The organism is Streptococcus sp. 343_SSPC (genome assembly GCF_001072385.1).
Lineage (GTDB): Bacteria > Bacillota > Bacilli > Lactobacillales > Streptococcaceae > Streptococcus.
The window spans coordinates 20,971-38,110 of sequence record NZ_JVKU01000018.1 but is presented as its reverse complement, the minus strand read 5'-3'; the positions used below and the strand labels follow the sequence as shown (position 1 = coordinate 38,110).

Below are 17,140 nucleotides of genomic sequence, written 5' to 3'. Positions count from 1 at the left end.
AAGTGCCTGAAACACAATTGTTTCAGGCACTCGGGAGTTTTGGAACCTTAGGTCCAAAACTAAGTCATGGAACTTCTTCGAAGTTCGCTGACGTCCGTACTCACCTAAGGAAAGCCTCTAAGAAAACTTATTCTTAAAGTCACGGCTAACTTTTAAAAGGTTAGTCATTTTTTTAGAAATATTTTAGAATTGCTTGATAGTTATTTGAAAAGCAAGCTGTATACTAAGAGTGTAAAGAAAACAACTAGTCATTTGGACGAAGGAGAAAACCATGGAAAAAGTATTAGAAATTTCCCATTTGAGTAAAAAGTTCGGTCAACAATACGCCTTAAATGATGTGAATCTCACCATTCGCAAAGGCGACGTCTACGGCCTCATCGGTAAAAACGGGGCAGGGAAAACCACCCTCATCAAGGTCATCACCCAGCTGATTCAAGAAACTGATGGAAGCGTCTCCCTCTTCGCTTCCACGAATCGCTCTCAGTGGACACAAGCCCTGAAACGGGTCGGATCTGTCATTGAAAGTCCTGTGGCTCACAAGCATATGACCGCTTATCAAAACCTAATCTACTATTGCAAGGCACGCCATATCCCCAATCCCGACCAGGTCATCAAAGAAACCTTGAACTATGTCGGCCTGAATAATACGGGTAAGAAGAAATTCCGCGATTTTTCACTCGGGATGAAACAACGGTTGGGAATTGCGATTGCGCTCATTGCCAAGCCCGACTTCCTCATTTTGGACGAACCCATCAATGGTCTCGATCCTGTCGGAATCAAGGAATTCCGTCAGATGATCAAGCGCCTCAACGATGAACTCGGCATGACCATCCTCATTTCCAGTCACATCCTCTCCGAACTTTATCTGGTTGCCAATCGCTTTGGCATTGTCGACCAAGGACGCCTGATCAAAGAAATTAGCAAGGCTGAATTCGAAGAACAAGGAGAAGATTACATCATCCTCAAAACTAGCCAACTAGCTCTTGCCAGTCAACTGATCCAGGATCAGCTCCATCACCGTATCAAGGTCATCGATAAGGATGGAGAAATCCATATCTTTGGACAGACTCACGATATTAAAGTCATTGTCAAAGCGCTCGTTCAAGAGGATATTGACGTGGATGAAATCTACTATGCTCGCCAAGATCTGGAAAAATTCTTTACGGACTTGGTAGACTAGTCAACCCACCGTCTTGCATTACTTATCCCACATATTTCATTTAGGAGATTTATCATGTTGCATACCATTCAAGCAGATTTTTACAGACTTTTTCGCTCAAAAGGTTTTTGGATTACAGAAGCCATTCTCGTTCTCAACATCCTGTCTGGAGTCATCTTTGGAGCTACCGGCCACGTCGGCGTCAATACGGAATCCAAATTACCCCAAGCAACCGAAGTTTGGACGGGCTTTAAAGCCTTGACCAACTACTCTTCCAGCATCAGTGTGACTATCCTCTTTACCATTATTGTCATCACCTTGGTTCTAGGAACAGACTTAACGCAAAACTTATACAAGAATAATCTGGCCTATGGGGTTTCGCGCACCAGCTACTACTTTGCCAAAAGCGCCGTTGTCCTGACCATTGCCCTCTTCCAATTTCTTGTTTCTTATGGTCTCGTCTTCTTAATCGCGACCCTCTACAATGGACTTGGAACCATGCCAGAGCACTTCCTTGCTCATTTTGGACTGACCGTGCTGATTCAGTTCCTTTCCACCCTGGCTTGGGTCAGCATCATTTCCTTCCTTCTTTACGCTAGCCAATCCATCACCCTAGCCTTCGTTGGCTACTTCATTGGAAATATCCTCTTAAGCCTTCCTGCGCTTTTCTTTAAAGATATTGATATTCTCCACTATCTAAACTTGGAATTCCAATATTCCATGGTCCAAAGCACCACAGCAACGAACAACACTCTCTCGATCGCCCTTGGTTTCATCCTTGTTTTCGGATTCTTGGGACTAGCTACTTTCAAACACAAAGATTTATAACAAAAAGGCTTGAGCGGTGCTCAAGCCTTTTTTCTTAGTGTAATGGTCAAAACAAACCAATCTGCCTCTGTTGCCAGTTGCAAGTCGCCCCCTAAGATCTCTACAAAATTTTGAATAATGTAGAGACCCAAGCCAGAAGACTCTTCTGTATCCGACAGATTTTCAGAGTAGAATCGACTAGCCAGTTGGTCTAAATGTTGGATCGGTAGTTGCACAATATTGCGCAGCTCTACCCGAATCGTGTCCGCGTCCGAAATCAAGGTCAAACGCGCCTGCTCCTTTCCATGTTTGAGGACATTGCTGAGCATATTTTGCAGGAGGCGCTCCCAAAGCTCCGGATCCGTAGCATAATGAAGATGCTCCTCTATCTCCACTTCTAAGGCAATCCCCGCCTCAGACAAGCTATCATAATACTGGAACAACTGCTGGGTCAGGACTTGGCTGAGATTAACATCTGAAAGCCGAGGCTGAATGGCTCCCTCCATCAAGCGTCTGTATTCCAAGAGAGATTCCAGGCGTTTTGAGACGACTTGAAGATTGGAAGCAATTTTCTTCAGCTTCTCCTCTTCCTGCGTCCCACCCTTGATGATTTGTTGGGTATATCCCGATGCAATGGTCAAAGGCGTCCTGATATCATGAGCAATATTACTGATAGCTATATCCAAGGTCTTTTTCTCTTGAAAGGCAATCCGATTGGTCCGCTCGATCTGTTCAAAGAGATCACTGACCTGCTTGGTCAAGGCGACCATTTCTTTTTTTGAAACACGTGACGTTAACCGCACCCCACTCCCATTTTGGAGCTTATTTTGAATCTGCTCCTGCAAATCTTTGAGAGCAGAGAGTAGGCGAAGGTAGCCCAGTCCCAAGAGAAGGACAAGGACGACTAGAATTAGAACCAATCCCCACATTACTTGTCTCCTTTCAAGCGAACACCCAAGCCCCAGACGGTTTCAATGTAATCCTCGTTAGGATCAAGCTGGGCAATTTTCTTCCGGAGATTACTCAATTGGGCATTAAGGGTATTGTCTCCAGGCAGATAAACTTCTTCCCAGACCGCCTCATACAATTCTTCCTTGGTGAAAATCTTCTTTGGATGTGCTAGCAAGGTCTCAAAAATTTGAAATTCTTTTTTGCCCAAGCGAAGCGTCTGTTCGCCAGACTCCAGTTCAAAGGTTTCTGGATTCAGGATCAGATTTTTAAAGGAGAGCTTTTGCGACGCTTGAGCTTCCTGTGCTACCGTCGGTTGATTTCGCAGCTGCACCGTCACCCGAGCCGCCACTTCGTCCAGATTAAAGGGCTTGACAATATAATCATTGGCACCGGCAAGGAGGTACTGGCTAATGAGGTGTTTATCCCCAAGAGCGGTCATCATGATGACCGGCGCTTGACTCTGCAAACGGATCTCCTCCAGGACCTGATCGCCATTTTTCCCAGGAAGCATGATATCCAGAAGGACCAAATCAATAGCTTCTTGCTGGAAGAGCCGCAGCCCTTCTGTACCTGAAAAAGCCTGAAGGACCTCATAGTCTTCACTTAAGAGACTGCATAAAATTTCTTGGATATCATTATTATCCTCGATTAATAAAATCCGTGCCACTTGCCTCGCTCCTTTTTCCTTTGAACTCCAAATCATTTCTATTCCCCTAGCCTATCAAATAAAAGCTCCTTCGTCAATGAAAATATGAGAAAATTCTATAGTACCCAGGTAGATCTGCATGTTAGGTCATCACAGGATGAACTTGACTATCCTTTCTTTCAAAGGGTATAATAGGACCAATGACAGAATAGGGAGAATCATCTATGAAAAAAAATGCCAAAACTAAAATCAGCCTTGTATCCATTCTCGTTATCCTGGGCGTTGCTGGAAAAATGATGCGAGTCATCCACCGACACCAAATTAGAGAGCAACAAAAGCAAACCATCCAAACGACTAAAAAGGTTGCAGAGTTTCAGAAAACACTAGACGAGGAAGAAACGAAGAAACGCAACGAAACCTTCAACAAGGTTTTTAATGAATCCCTAGTTCAGAAAAATTTTGAAAATTGGCAAAAGGTCGACGAACTTCATGGTTTGGGACAAAGAACTGGACAATTTTATATCTATAACTTTGAAAAAAAAGAAGAGATTCTCTTAGAAAATACAGATCAAGCATTTGTTCTACCCATTCGAGACAAGAGTGATAACGTCACATTTCAGGCTATTTTTGCCCACAAGGACGGCCAGTGGCACATCATGAAGCCAGATGGAAGTTCGCAGTTGCAACTAGGAGAAGCCAACATTTCCGCTGAATCTAAGTTTGTCATCGAGAACAATGTCTTAGACTACGACCAGTAAATCCATAATGACTTGGTTTAACTACATACAAAAAGCTTAGGACCCCAGCTTGTGGTTGGGATTCTAAGCTTTTTAGTTTATAGGAGAGAGTCGGCCAGCAAGGACCGAAAACTTTTATTCAACAGAAGCTCCATTGGACGCAATGACTTCTTTGTACCAATAGAAGGATTTCTTACGTGAGCGGGCCAAGCTTCCCTTACCTTCGTTGTCCCGATCGACATAGATAAAGCCGTAGCGTTTCTTCATTTCTCCAGTCCCGGCAGAGACCAGGTCAATACATCCCCAAGTCGTATAGCCCCAAAGGACAACACCATCTTCGTTAATGGCATCTCGCATGGCCTTGATGTGGGCAGCTAGGTAGTCAATCCGGTAAGCATCCTCGATTTCCCCCGCTTCATTTGGTGTATCCACTGCTCCTAATCCATTTTCCACGATAAATAGAGAGTGATAGTAAATTCAAAGTAAGACAAAAGCAAGAGAATTTATTATTTAACTATATTCTATTTTTCACTCATTTTTAATTTATCTTCATAAAAATTGTTCAGGTCATCTTTAGTTGATAACTCATCCAACAGTTGTTTTTTAAAGCTAGCTCGACTATTCAATATCTTACTCAACTCTATTTTTATCAATGACGAAATATCATAAGAACCATGATTAGTATATGATATGAATGCTAATTGAATTAGAGTTTTCCACACAGTACTCAATAGCACTTCATCCGCTCCTGGTTCTTCAATTAATTGATAGAGGCAACTCACTATGAAATTAGCCTCCTCATCAAATCTAGGTAAACCTTGAACCAAATCACAATAATAAATCAAATAGTCCTCAAATTCCTTTGAAAAATTAGTCAAAAAATGATTCACAATTTGTGGTGACGATAAGATTTTTTTAAATTCAATTTCAAATTCTCTATCCTCAGCCTTTTGTATAGTTGGGCGAATAATGTTATTGAATAAATTGTCAAATAATTCTGGACTAACATCTATATGTTCGGTTAAATAACTTATTACTATATCAATCGTTGCTTTATGACTGTGAATCATCTCAACTTGAAAGAATATGTTTTTCAATTCAATGACAGAAGAATATCTCATTCCAGGTCTATATTCAGTTGATTTCTCAACAACTTGCTTAATTTCTTGTGGACAATCAATTTGTAATTTTTGAATAGTGAAGTCAAGAATTTTTCCTAGACTATATATATCTACTCTAAAATCTATTCCTCCCTTACCCATGAGTAATTCTGGGGCCGAATAATTGGCTGATCCCATCCCTAAACCAATCTGTGTTAAATTTGATTTTTCTTTCATTGACTTCCCAAGCCCAAAATCAGCAACAACAACTTCAAAAGGGTCTACATTAATCAAAATATTACTAGGTTTTAAATCTCTGTGTATAATTCCTTCCTCATGTAAATATACTATTGCATCAAAAATATTTTCAAGTACCTCTAATGGAAAACCGTCTGAATCATTAACTAGAGAAAGATATTGCTCATAATTGTATGAATATCGCTTCATAGTGTAAGAATATCTTCTGTTTCCGTTATCTATCCTTTTATCTATGATATTTATAATATTTGGATGATTGACTCTTTCTATATAACTTATTTCTCTTTTGAATCTTTCAATATTTTCTTCGCCTGATCCCATTAAGACTTTCTCTACTATATCGTTTGAGATTTGATATACTTCACAGAAACCTCCCTTACCGATTAGCTGTCTTGTTTTTACTTCTGGAATATTATCCAAGCGCTTAAAAACTTTATTCTTTTCACGTAACATATTCATCCCTCACCTATTCAAAAAGATTATTAAATGTAGGGATACTGCCATATTTACCTGACAAATAGTCTTTCATAATATCTTTATCAAATCTAACTTTATAATCTTCCAATGAATATAATCGAGATTCGTTTTTAAGCTTATCTACAAACCATATCTCATCCCTTCTTAAAAGTTTTAAATCCAGCAATCTGTCTTCATGTGTTGTAATAATTAATTGTATTTTACTATTACTTAGTGCTCTTTTTATAAATTCATAAGTTAAATTCGGATGAAAACTCCTGTCAATCTCATCTATAATATATACTTTATCTTTTACGGTATTCAAAACGCCATACATTTCGATTAATCGTCTTGTTCCATCAGATTCCGCTCTAAGGGGAAATTTTAAACTTGTTCCTTCGTGGATAAAATAAATACGTTCTATCACTAATTCATCATTATCATCAATAGAGAAAAAATATATATTTTCATTTGTCTGAATCATACCAGCAGCAATTTCAGACTCATCTTGCTTATTAATATCAATTAACCGATCTGCTAAAGAATCTATTGATTTTCTATTTATATCATCAATATCTTGTTTACTTATTACCTGTCTTTCAATTCTTTCAATTCCAGTCCCAAAATCTTTTAAAAATTCCGCCAATTTTTCTGTATCTTCTTCATTTAAAAAGGCATCCTCACTTCCTTTTGCACCATCGTATGTTGAAATAACTTCCATAGAATTTGAGAACCATTCATAGACCCTATATAGCTCTATACTATAATCAACTTTTCTCTCAACTGCATTAATATATTGTAAAAATAATGAGCTTGATTTATTTGCATCAGATATATAAACTTTAAATCTTTCTCTATCATTTTCGTTTATTTCCAAATTTTCTAAACATATATCATCGATTTTTATTTCTTTACTGTGATCTATTTCATATAGTTTTATATCTTCATTATTAACTCTCTTATATAACCACTCATTTTTTATCTCAAAATTAAATAAATTTATCGAAAAACCATATGTAAAAATTTCTTCTCCAATTATGAGATCAAATTCGAAATCAGAATTTTTTTCTTTAAATAAAATTTCTCCTTTATAATAACTTTCCTTAACTACACTTTTTCTGATCCTTTCTTCCGAACTAACAATTAAAGTTTGAGAAAATTGAAGTGCTTTAATAAAATTAGACTTACCTGCAGCATTCGCCCCATATATAGATGCAAAATTCAAAACTGATATTTCTTCATTTACTTTTTTTAAATGGTGTTTTAAACTTCTTACCTGACTTGGAATCATAGAAAACTCAGTTAATTCTCTAAATGACAAAAAGTTTTTAAATCGAAAATTCAATAACATTTGCAAACCTCGCGTGATTTTTTCACCTGATTATAACAAAAAAATATTTTTTTGTACAACAAAACCACATATAACGCCTTTGTTTGTTTTTTTATGTGAAATTACCACTTATTCGTTTCGATCAATACCAGTAAATTTATAGTTTCAAAAGAACACAGTTAAAAATAATTTCTATAAAACAATTAAATTAAAAGAAAATCCAATTAATTTAATGCCTACTCAACAGAAGCCCCATTGGTCGCAATGACTTCTTTGTACCAATAGAAGGATTTCTTACGTGAGCGGGCTAGGGTTCCCTTGCCTTCGTTGTCCCGATCGACATAGATAAAGCCATAGCGCTTCTTCATTTCTCCAGTCCCGGCAGAGACCAGGTCAATACAGCCCCAAGTCGTATAGCCCCAAAGGACGACGCCGTCTTCGTTGATAGCATCTCGCATGGCCTTGACATGGGCAGCCAGGTAGTCAATCCGGTAATCATCCTCAATCTCCCCTGCTTCATTAGGCGTATCGACTGCCCCTAATCCATTTTCCACGATAAACATGGGCTTTTGATAACGATCCCAGATGGTATTTAGGGTAATGCGGAGACCAAGAGGGTCAATCTGCCAACCCCATTCCGAGCTTTCTAGGTAGGGGTTCTTCAGAGAGGCAAAGATATTGCCCGCTGTTTTCTCCCTTTCAGCTGGATCCCCTGAAGCGACCCGACTAGCATAGTAGGAGAAGGAAATAAAGTCCACCGTATGCTCTTTCAATAATTGAAGGTCCTGCTCAGTCATCTCAACCGTAATTCCCTGACGCTCCCACTCTTTCTTAGCATAGTTTGGGTATTCCCCACGCGCCTGCACATCGATAAAGAAATAGTTCTTGCGGTCTTCTTCTAGACCAGCCCAGACATCTCGCGGAGCACAGGTATGCGGATAGTTTTGCCCAGCTGCCAGCATACAGCCGACCTTATTGTTAGGATCAATCTCATGGGCTAGCTTGGTGGCAATGGCTGAAGCGACCAACTCATGGTGAGCCGCCTGGTATTTGACTTGCTCCTCATTCTCCCCTTCTTCAAAGCAGAGACCCGCTCCCATAAAAGGCGCATGGAGGATCATATTGATCTCATTGAAGGTCAGCCAGTATTTGACCAAGCCCTTGTAGCGAGTGAAGAGGGTCCGGCAGAGACGTTCGTAATATTCTAACATCTTGCGACTACGCCAACCTCCATACTCGGTAATCAAATGCATGGGACAGTCAAAGTGAGTAATGGTCACCAAAGGTTCAATGCCATACTTGTGACATTCCTTAAAGAGGTCTTCATAGAACTGTAGACCTGCTTCGTTTGGCTCCAGTTCATCTCCTTGCGGGAAAATCCGAGACCAGGCAATGGACAAGCGATAGGTTTTAAAGCCCATTTCCCCAAAGAGCGCAATGTCTTCCTTGTAGCGATGGTACATATCAATGCCATCTTTAGCCGGATAAAAATAGCCCTCTTCAAAGTCAAACATCTTTTTCTGACCCGTAATAATGGCGTGACGATCAGGACCAATCGGTACCACATCCACATTGGCCAAGCCACGGCCATCTTCATTATAAGCTCCCTCACACTGGTTAGCAGCCGTCGCCCCACCCCAAAGAAAACCATCTGGAAATTGAAGTTTATCGGTCATCTCTCTACCTCACTTGATTTGATAGTTCTATTATACCCTTCTCTAACTCAAAAATCTTACAGCATCCTAGGAAAAACTGATACTATTCTAAGGTATCTACCACACTCATACAAGAAAACAGATCGGACGAATCCGATCTGTTAAAATGCATACTCTTTTGCCAAATATAATATTTGGATTTCTTAAATCTAATAAATTCTGTTAAATATAGAAAAATTTTATTCGTTAGAATTATTCAATCATCTACTGAAACTTTCCGCCGTGAGAAAAGTGCTTGAAACACGATTGTTTCTAGCACGCGGGAGTTTTGAAACTTTAGGTTCAAAACTAATTGAACACGGGCTGCGGATTGTGTCAAAAAGATAAGCTTTCCTAGAATCAAAAGATTCTGCGTCAAACTTCCTATTTTGACTTTATCCGAAGACGCCCTTAGTATCTTGATTTAGTCATGGAACTTCCTGGATTGCTGAAATCATCCACTGGATAATTTCACCTAACGTCCGTACTCACCTAAGGAAAGTTTCAAAGAAGATTTTGTCTTTAATAGAAAAGACCGGATGGCTCCGATCTTTTCTATAGTTCATTTTCTCAAATTCTATTTTAAGAATAGCTAAGGTTGACGTTAAATGACCACGCCTCCTATTTCATACGATAAAAATCAATCACTAGACTAGCAGGGCCTTCAACTAGCAAGCTTTCGGTTCCCCAATCGGTTACAACTGGGCCGTTTAAAACCTGGATACCAAGTTCTTTCAACCGTTTGTAGTTCTGGTCTACATCCTCAACCTCGACATGAAGAATGATTCCTGACTGAAAATGTTCCAAAGGAATCAAATGATTTTGGGACAACATGAGACAGTGACTGCCAATCGTAAACTGAGCAAAACTGTCGTCAACATAATCGGCTTTTTTATCAAAAATACGCTCCAAGTCAGCACATACTTGAAGAACATTTGAAACGATGATATCTAATTGATTTAAATTCATTTACTATCCTCCAGAAAAAGACCGGATGACTCCGATCTTTTAAGTTTCTCTCTAAGAAAATCAAAGCATAAAATCTACAATGTTTACTTTTGATTTTCCACAAGAGGAATTATTTGATTGCGCGTGATTGCAAACCTTCTTCTTCCAAGAAGAGGCGGAATGGTACAAGCTCTTCAGCTTCGTATTTTTCTTTGAAGGCTTTAATAGCTTCTTCTGAGTGTTGTTTTGGATCCAACTCAAGTACTTCTACTGGAAGTGGACGATGTGGAGTGATGTGAGCATCGATAACAACAGTTTTACCTTCTTTGTTCAATTTAACAGCTTCAGCAACGACTGCGTCGATGTCTTCGATACGGTCAACTGTAAATCCAATAGCTCCTTGAGCTTCAGCGATTTTCGCATAGTCAGCATTAGGGAAGTCACAACCAAACAAGTGTTTGTTTGTGTCTTCGTATTTGTCCTTGATGAAGGCATATTTACCATTTGAGAAGACAACGTTGATAACTGGAAGGTCGTATTGAACGTTTGTGATAACGTCTGGGTAGCACATGTTGAATGCACCGTCACCCATGATGTTCCATACTTGGCGATCTGGATTGTCTTTCTTAGCAGCGATACCACCAGGAAGGGCAATACCCATTGTCGCAAAGAGTGGAGATGTACGCCACATGTTCTTAGGTGTCATGTGAAGGTGACGAGTAGATGTTTGAGTAGTGTCACCTACGTCGATTGAATAGATAGCGTCTTGATCAGCATGTTTGTTGATTGCATTGTAAACTTGATACAATTGCAATTCACCCTCAGTTTTACCTTCGAGTTTGTTCATGTAATCACGCCAGTTTTGGTTATTCTTAACGTTTGCACGCCACCATGGAGTAGATTCAACTGGATTCACTTTGTCAAGGATTGCTTTCGCTGCTTGACCTGCATCACCAAGGATTGAAGCGTCTAGGGCATGACGTTTACCAAGTTTGTAAGGATCGATATCGACTTGGATGAATTTTTCAGTATTCTTGAATGCTTCGTAAACTTCAGCAAATGGGAAGTTTGAACCAAGGAAAAGAACTGTGTCTGCTTCGAAGACTACTTCGTTGGCTGGTTTCCAACCAACACGGTAAGCAGAACCTGTCAAACCTTCGTAGTTCCATTCGAAAGCTTCAAAGTTTTTACCAGTTGTGATGATTGGTGCTTTGATTTTACGTGACAATTCAGTGATCACTTCACCAGCTTTAACACCACCGTAACCAGCATAGATCACTGGGCGTTCAGCATTGTTCAAGATTTCAACAGCTTTATCGATTTCAACTTCGTTCAAAGCAGGAGCGATGAATGAACGCTCGTATGAACCTGAACCGTAGTATGAGTTTTCGTCGATTTCTTGGAAACCAAAGTTTACTGGAATTTCAACGACAGCTGGACCTTTTTTAGAAACGGCAGCACGGCAAGCTTCGTCAATCACTTTTGGCAATTGCTCTGCATAAGCTACACGTTTGTTGTAAACAGCGATACCGTTGTACATTGGGTTTTGGTTCAATTCTTGGAAGGCATCCATGTTCAATTCGTTAACTGGACGTGATCCAAGGATAGCAAGGAATGGAGTGTTATCCATAGCTGCATCGTAAACACCGTTGATCAAGTGAGTCGCACCTGGACCACCTGAACCAACTGCAACACCGATAGATCCGCCAAATTTAGCTTGCATAACCGCTGCAAGAGCACCAGTTTCTTCGTGGCGAACTTGCAAGAAACGGATATCTTTGTCTTCAGCCAAAGCGTCCATGAGTGAGCTGAGTGTTCCTGATGGGATACCGTAGATCGTGTCTACGCCCCATGTTTTCAATACGTTGAGCATTGCTGCAGATGCAGTAATTTTCCCTTGAGTCATAATGATAACTCTCCTTCAATAAAAATAATTGTCAGTCTTTGAACTGAATTCGACAAAGAGTGAAAACGTTTCAAATAACTTTACTATATCAATTTATCACGTTTTATTGTCCTTGTATAAGAATATGCTCACTGAATGCCTGGAACTATTACATAACACAAAGCAAAAATCTGTTCTGTTTCCGCGAACTATTTTATAACAGAAGTCATAAACCGCATAAGGATAAGGTTTTTGCTCGTTGTAGAATTAGTACAAAATAGAGTGTTTTCCCAAACTGTTTTATAGAAGGCATAAAAAATCCTAGCTGGAAAATCATTTTCCTTGCTAGGATGGGTTAGATTTCTCTTTGAAGAGCCTTACTCAAGATCCTGTATCCTTCAATTGTTAAATGAAGACCATCTGTTGTATAAGCCAGCTTGAGCTGACCATCTTCTCCAAGCAAATGGTCAAAAACATTGATAAATTCAACATTTATCATCCCTTGGGCCAATTCGTGGTAGGCCTGGTTCAAGGTCTGAATCTTCTGATTGGTCCGGATATAAACTGTCCCCTTGTAGGGCTCTCCCTCATTCACAGGAAGAACCGAAACGAGTTTGATTTGCGCCAAGGGCAAAAGCCGCACCATCTCCTGCAGGATGATGCTCATGTTTTCAATGGTTTCCGACAGGGGCATTTCCTTACCAATGTCATTAGTTCCAATCAGCAAAAAGACCTTGTCCACTGCTTGACCGAAAATATGGGCATCTAGATGCTCTCTTAAGAGATCTGTCTTGTAGCCTCTAATCCCCCGGTTCACCATATACTGATCCGTCAACAGCAACTCTTGAAGGGGATAGTATTCGACGATAGAGTCTCCTATAAAAAGAATATCGGGTTCCCTCAAAGGATTGTGATTCAGTTCTCGGTAATTCTTCTGTATTTTTGCCTGTTCTTTCAACAGCCAGGTCTCCAATAATTGTACAGCCATAAAGGCTCCTTTCGATTCTTATAGTAGAAACTGTGCAAGGCAGGATAGGCTCCTAGTCGAAGCTGAGCCTTCCATCCAAGTAAGCTTCGATGACTTCGTAGACCCCCTGATTCTGATGAGAAGGCGCCGTATAGCGGGCTGCTTGTCGCGCATGGGGATCCGCATTTTCCATTGCATAGGAATAGGTCGATAACTCAAGCATCTCGACATCGTTTTGGCTATCGCCAAATGCCATCAGATGCCCACCATCTACGCCCCAGCGTTCTTCTAAGAATTGAATGGCTGTAGCCTTATTGACACCCGGTTGCAGAATATCAATGGCCCCATAGCCACTAGCTGCAGGAAGCAGGCGCTTTCCAAACTTTTCTCGTAACTCTTGCACAAAGGCTTCGACTTTTTCAGTCTCAGTGACGACACTTAGCTTCAAAACTTGCTCGCCATGTTCATGGGTCAAATCATCCACAAAGCGCATCCGTTTGTAAAAAGCAGCTGCTAACTCCGGCGTCATCAATTGCTCTAAAAGAGGAAACTCTGTTCCTTTCTTGGCATAGCCTCCCGATAAGCTACTAACGACCAGGTGGAGTTCTTCTTCTCGGCCTTCTAGATACTGCAAGACCTCCTGCACCAACTCTTCTGGCCAGCTACACTCTCGGATGAGCTTTCCCTTCTCTAATATCCGTGCCCCATTGGCCAGCACCAAGGTGACGCGATCTTTCAAGTCTCCCAATACATGAGCCATACGGCTATAGCCGTTCCCTGTCGCAATGACAAAGGGAATCCCTCTTTGGTCTAGCTGATCCAAGATGCGACTCAAACGCCCATGATCTACTTCTCCTTGCTCGTCCATCAGAGTGCCATCCATATCTGTCGCAATCATTTGTAGCATACCGCCACCTCTTTCCATCTTTCCCCTATTATACACCATTCCCTCATCATTTTGGAGCCTTCTCTCCCATAAATCGCCCCTCTCCTCCTTCCTTAAAATTTAAGAAATTCCACCGAATCCTCTTTAATTTTTGGTCCAATTTTATTATAATATAGATAGTAGATTTTCCCTGTATGAGTAACTAGCAGACCCTTTCACACACCTGGTAAAAACGTCTGCTACTCCCGAAAAAGATCTAAGAGGTAGGCATGAACACAAAGACCTTATACCGCCAAACATCCTTTACCAACAGCGATTTCCCTTTTTCAATCAGACAAATTAGAACCCAAAATGGACAGCCAGATATCTTATTTCACTGGCACACCGATATTGAGATTATTTATGTCAATGAAGGGACTGCTCAGTTCCATATCGACTATGAATATTTTAATAGTCAGCCTGGTGATATTATTTTGATCCGCCCCAATGCCCTTCACTCCATCCACCCCATCCAGAGTTCTTCTCATACTATGGATGTCCTGCATTTTAATCTGGACCTGATTGGGATTACCCATAAAAATATCGCCACTCTAAAATATTTACAACCCCTCCACAATGGGGATTTTGAATTCGTCCGACGCATTCAAGCCCAATCACCCGGTTACGAAGAAATCAAACAGAGCCTCTTAACCTGTATGGCAAACGGAAGAGAACAAGGCCCCTACTATGAACTCCGACTTAAATCCCAGCTCAATGAACTCCTCTATCTCCTCTTCTCTCACAACTATATCGTCGAGAAGAAGTTCTCAACGGACGCTTACCGGAGAGAAGAAAAAATCCGTTTGGTCCTCGACCATATTTCGAACCATTACCAAGAGGAGCTCATGATCGAGCATTTGGCAGAGCTGTGCCATTTTAGCCCGACCCACTTCATGAATTTCTTTAAGAAACAATTAGGGATCTCTTGCATGGAGTACATCATTCAATATCGACTGAAAAAAGCGGCCCATCTCCTCCAGCATTCCGATCAGGCAATCATTGATATCGCGAGCCAATCCGGCTTCAACAACCTCTCAAACTTTAATCGTCAGTTCAAGAAATACTATCAGGTCACTCCAAGCCAATACCGAAAAGCTTGTCTTTAAGCCAAACAAAAAGCACTTATAAGCTGTCTAACCGACAACTTATAAGTGCTTTTTTAGATATTCAGAAAAGCGCATAGAATTGCTACCACAATAGCTGGAAGCATGTTGGCCACTCTGATTTGTTTCCCCCAAGTCAGATTAATCCCCACACACAAAATCAGGACGGAGCCTACTAGCGAAAGATTCGCCAAAGCAGTATCAGTAAGAATAGGTGCTAGAAAACGAGCTAATACAGTTATGGACCCTTGAATCAGAAAAATAGGGACAGCAGAAAAGAGTGCTCCTTTCCCTTTCGAAGCCGTTAGGATAAGGACGATCATGAGATCCAGCACAGTCTTTGCGACTAGGGTAGAGGAATCACCTGTCAAACCATCTTGCAAAGAACCTACTACAGCCATAGCCCCCACACAAATGGTTAAGGAGGTTGTCACAAAAGCATCGACAAAACGCGCATCCTTGTCGCTTCCAGTAACCTTCTTAAGCCAGAGACCAAAATGATCAAACCTCTGCTCAATTTTAAAAAATTCTCCAATAATTGTCCCAATCACTAGACTAGCAATCATCATCATACTATTTTGACTGCTCAAGCTAGACCCGGTTACCCGTAGGAGGCCTTGGACTGCTCCAGCAATACCCAAGATAAAAACCGCTACTCCTGTCACCTTTAACAAGGACTCTTGAACCTCTTTCGAAAGACGATCTCCAACTAAGAGCCCAAGGGATCCTCCTATTAGAACGCCCAGTACATTGTATAGTGTTCCCATTTTCTGTATACTATTTCCTTCTCTTGTGAATCTTAGATAACTTCTAACATTACAATCATTATTGACCCCAATTCAGATTCACACGGTCCTTCACTTCCTGGTAGGCTGTATCGACACGCGCCTTTGTTTCATCATCCAATTGGTCCCGGTACTTGCCGCCTTCAATCCAGTCCTCCAAGATATAGGTCTGGAAATGATAGAGTTCATAGCCTTCAGGAGAATAACTGTCCTTGGGCGTCCGGTTGACCCAAGTAGGATGAGCTGTAGCCGTTTTGATCCGTGTCTTGCGCCCTACCTTCTCAATGGTGATATCCATCAGGACACCCCGTTCGGTCCATTGGGCATTGTCTATCCCTTCCATGGTTTCCATCCGCTGATTGGAAAGGAAATTCCCCATAGAATAAATGATCAATTTCTGTTGCCCATCCTTATCCACAATCTCAGCAGGCTGGACGACATGAGGATGACCACCCAAGACGATATCCGCCCCCCAAGAAATCATCTTATGGTATAGCTCCTTTTGTTCCTCTGATGGCTCTAACTCATATTCAATCCCCATCTGAGGCATGACAATAGTTACGTCCGCTTCCATCTCAGCTTTTTGGATTTCTTGACGCATCCGCTCCTCATCGAGGTCCGATAGACGGTTATCATAGTCCTCTTGTTCTAGATTATATTCCATCCCATTAAACCCGTAGGAATAGGCCAAGATCGCAATCTTGATCCCATTTACTTCCTTGATCAGGATAGGGGCTTGATCTCTCGTCTCATGTGGGTAGACACCAACCGTTTGGATCCCCGCGTCTTCAAATGCCTTGGCAGTCGAAAACAGCCCTTCCAAGCCAGAATCGAGGATATGGTTATGTCCCAGGTCCATCACCTGATAGCCTGCATCCTTAATCGAAGTAACCACCTCCCCAGGGGCATTGAAAATCGGATAGCCCGAAAGCCCATAATCCGAATTGATGGTCCCTTCAAAATCCCCCAAGACCAGATCCCCTTGCTTTAACCATTCCTGAGCATAGTGATAATTCTCGGAAAAATCATAGCTTCCATCTTCCTTGGCGGCACTCATATAAATCAAGTCATGATAAAGTTGATCTCCATTTGCCATGATCCGAGCCGTATGCGGTAACTGATCCGGATGAACTTCTTCTTGCTTTTCAACGACTTCCGGCATTTCTAGCGCTGTAATGGGAAAACCATTCCATTTTTGAACCCACAAGACCAGATTTGCTGCCGCAAATACTGTAATCAGCAAACCATAGACAAACTGTTCGTTGGTCAGGCGGAAAGCGGTCACCTTTCCCAAGCCAATATCAAGCCAGTCGTTGAGCATCCTGAGGATATCTTTCCCAAGCTCGCTCCATCTCTTTAAGAGATCCTTCCAATTCTTCATCATCTTCT

15 protein-coding genes and 1 pseudogene are annotated in these 17,140 nt (G+C 41.1%); 4 read left to right on the top strand and 12 right to left on the bottom strand.

Annotated features, from left to right (window positions below):
• Positions 1–271: 271 nt before the first annotated feature.
• Both ADH27_RS05585 and ADH27_RS05580 read left to right on the top strand, forming a co-directional pair.
• Complete coding sequence (locus ADH27_RS05585; protein WP_048690315.1) at positions 272–1,180, top strand: ABC transporter ATP-binding protein; 909 nt, start codon at positions 272–274, stop codon at positions 1,178–1,180.
• Positions 1,181–1,234: 54 nt separating this feature from the next.
• Positions 1,235–1,987 (top strand): ABC transporter permease, encoded by a 753-nt coding sequence (locus tag ADH27_RS05580; protein WP_048716360.1) that lies wholly within the window; start codon positions 1,235–1,237, stop codon positions 1,985–1,987.
• Between the two features lie 20 nt (positions 1,988–2,007).
• On the opposite strand, the gene ADH27_RS05575 is transcribed toward ADH27_RS05580, so the two are convergent.
• Together ADH27_RS05575 and ADH27_RS05570 are read right to left on the bottom strand one after the other, a co-directional pair.
• On the bottom strand, positions 2,008–2,895 hold the full coding sequence (locus tag ADH27_RS05575) for a sensor histidine kinase (protein ID WP_048716358.1): 888 nt from the start codon (positions 2,893–2,895) through the stop codon (positions 2,008–2,010).
• Positions 2,895–3,584 (bottom strand): response regulator transcription factor, encoded by a 690-nt coding sequence (locus tag ADH27_RS05570; protein WP_048716592.1) that lies wholly within the window; start codon positions 3,582–3,584, stop codon positions 2,895–2,897. The genes ADH27_RS05575 and ADH27_RS05570 overlap by 1 nt, the downstream gene beginning before the upstream one ends.
• A gap of 203 nt (positions 3,585–3,787) precedes the next feature.
• Here ADH27_RS05570 and ADH27_RS05565 point away from each other — a divergent pair, with 203 nt between their 5' ends.
• Positions 3,788–4,321 carry a hypothetical protein gene (locus tag ADH27_RS05565; RefSeq protein ID WP_048716357.1) on the top strand — a complete coding sequence of 178 codons (534 nt, stop codon included), beginning with the start codon at positions 3,788–3,790 and terminating at the stop codon, positions 4,319–4,321.
• Positions 4,322–4,435: 114 nt separating this feature from the next.
• Here the strand turns inward: ADH27_RS05565 and ADH27_RS05560 are convergent.
• The 8 genes and pseudogenes from ADH27_RS05560 to ADH27_RS05525 form a co-directional block, all read right to left on the bottom strand.
• Positions 4,436–4,774: pseudogene (locus ADH27_RS05560) on the bottom strand (family 1 glycosylhydrolase); the annotation flags it as partial.
• Between the two features lie 47 nt (positions 4,775–4,821).
• On the bottom strand, positions 4,822–6,117 hold the full coding sequence (locus ADH27_RS05555; protein ID WP_082160980.1) for a serine/threonine-protein kinase: 1,296 nt from the start codon (positions 6,115–6,117) through the stop codon (positions 4,822–4,824).
• Positions 6,118–6,124: 7 nt separating this feature from the next.
• Positions 6,125–7,405: an AAA family ATPase gene (locus tag ADH27_RS05550; protein ID WP_048716350.1), complete on the bottom strand. Its 1,281-nt coding sequence runs from the start codon at positions 7,403–7,405 to the stop codon at positions 6,125–6,127.
• Positions 7,406–7,680: 275 nt separating this feature from the next.
• Entirely contained in the window at positions 7,681–9,120 is a 1,440-nt protein-coding gene (locus tag ADH27_RS05545) for a 6-phospho-beta-glucosidase (RefSeq protein ID WP_048716348.1), read from the bottom strand.
• A gap of 639 nt (positions 9,121–9,759) precedes the next feature.
• Entirely contained in the window at positions 9,760–10,107 is a 348-nt protein-coding gene (locus tag ADH27_RS05540) for a VOC family protein (protein WP_048716347.1), read from the bottom strand.
• Between the two features lie 109 nt (positions 10,108–10,216).
• A complete protein-coding gene (spxB, locus tag ADH27_RS05535; protein ID WP_048688661.1) occupies positions 10,217–11,992 on the bottom strand; it encodes a pyruvate oxidase in 1,776 nt (591 codons plus the stop codon).
• A 334-nt stretch (positions 11,993–12,326) separates the two neighbouring features.
• A complete protein-coding gene (locus tag ADH27_RS05530; RefSeq protein ID WP_048716345.1) occupies positions 12,327–12,959 on the bottom strand; it encodes an SGNH/GDSL hydrolase family protein in 633 nt (210 codons plus the stop codon).
• A gap of 52 nt (positions 12,960–13,011) precedes the next feature.
• The gene (locus tag ADH27_RS05525) at positions 13,012–13,845 is read right to left on the bottom strand and encodes a Cof-type HAD-IIB family hydrolase (RefSeq protein WP_048716344.1); all 834 of its coding nucleotides are present in this window, start codon (positions 13,843–13,845) and stop codon (positions 13,012–13,014) included.
• 248 nt (positions 13,846–14,093) lie between these two features.
• Here ADH27_RS05525 and ADH27_RS05520 point away from each other — a divergent pair, with 248 nt between their 5' ends.
• The gene (locus ADH27_RS05520) at positions 14,094–14,969 is read left to right on the top strand and encodes an AraC family transcriptional regulator (protein WP_048716342.1); all 876 of its coding nucleotides are present in this window, start codon (positions 14,094–14,096) and stop codon (positions 14,967–14,969) included.
• Positions 14,970–15,022: 53 nt separating this feature from the next.
• On the opposite strand, the gene ADH27_RS05515 is transcribed toward ADH27_RS05520, so the two are convergent.
• Together ADH27_RS05515 and ADH27_RS05510 are read right to left on the bottom strand one after the other, a co-directional pair.
• Positions 15,023–15,733, bottom strand: coding sequence for a DUF554 domain-containing protein (locus tag ADH27_RS05515; protein ID WP_048716340.1), 711 nt, complete (start codon positions 15,731–15,733; stop codon positions 15,023–15,025).
• Between the two features lie 58 nt (positions 15,734–15,791).
• On the bottom strand, positions 15,792–17,072 hold the full coding sequence (locus tag ADH27_RS05510) for a CapA family protein (RefSeq protein ID WP_239681775.1): 1,281 nt from the start codon (positions 17,070–17,072) through the stop codon (positions 15,792–15,794).
• Positions 17,073–17,140 lie beyond the last annotated feature (68 nt).

Coding starts and splice junctions, on each gene's coding strand:
- ADH27_RS05585 (WP_048690315.1), top strand. CDS start 272: ATGGAAAAAGTATTAGAAATTTCCCATTTGAGTAAAAAGTTCGGTCAA.
- ADH27_RS05580 (WP_048716360.1), top strand. CDS start 1,235: ATGTTGCATACCATTCAAGCAGATTTTTACAGACTTTTTCGCTCAAAA.
- ADH27_RS05575 (WP_048716358.1), bottom strand. CDS start 2,895: ATGTGGGGATTGGTTCTAATTCTAGTCGTCCTTGTCCTTCTCTTGGGA.
- ADH27_RS05565 (WP_048716357.1), top strand. CDS start 3,788: ATGAAAAAAAATGCCAAAACTAAAATCAGCCTTGTATCCATTCTCGTT.
- ADH27_RS05555 (WP_082160980.1), bottom strand. CDS start 6,117: ATGAATATGTTACGTGAAAAGAATAAAGTTTTTAAGCGCTTGGATAAT.
- ADH27_RS05550 (WP_048716350.1), bottom strand. CDS start 7,405: ATGATTCCAAGTCAGGTAAGAAGTTTAAAACACCATTTAAAAAAAGTA.
- ADH27_RS05545 (WP_048716348.1), bottom strand. CDS start 9,120: ATGACCGATAAACTTCAATTTCCAGATGGTTTTCTTTGGGGTGGGGCG.
- ADH27_RS05540 (WP_048716347.1), bottom strand. CDS start 10,107: ATGAATTTAAATCAATTAGATATCATCGTTTCAAATGTTCTTCAAGTA.
- spxB (WP_048688661.1), bottom strand. CDS start 11,992: ATGACTCAAGGGAAAATTACTGCATCTGCAGCAATGCTCAACGTATTG.
- ADH27_RS05530 (WP_048716345.1), bottom strand. CDS start 12,959: ATGGCTGTACAATTATTGGAGACCTGGCTGTTGAAAGAACAGGCAAAA.
- ADH27_RS05525 (WP_048716344.1), bottom strand. CDS start 13,845: ATGCTACAAATGATTGCGACAGATATGGATGGCACTCTGATGGACGAG.
- ADH27_RS05520 (WP_048716342.1), top strand. CDS start 14,094: ATGAACACAAAGACCTTATACCGCCAAACATCCTTTACCAACAGCGAT.
- ADH27_RS05515 (WP_048716340.1), bottom strand. CDS start 15,733: ATGGGAACACTATACAATGTACTGGGCGTTCTAATAGGAGGATCCCTT.
- ADH27_RS05510 (WP_239681775.1), bottom strand. CDS start 17,072: ATGCTCAACGACTGGCTTGATATTGGCTTGGGAAAGGTGACCGCTTTC.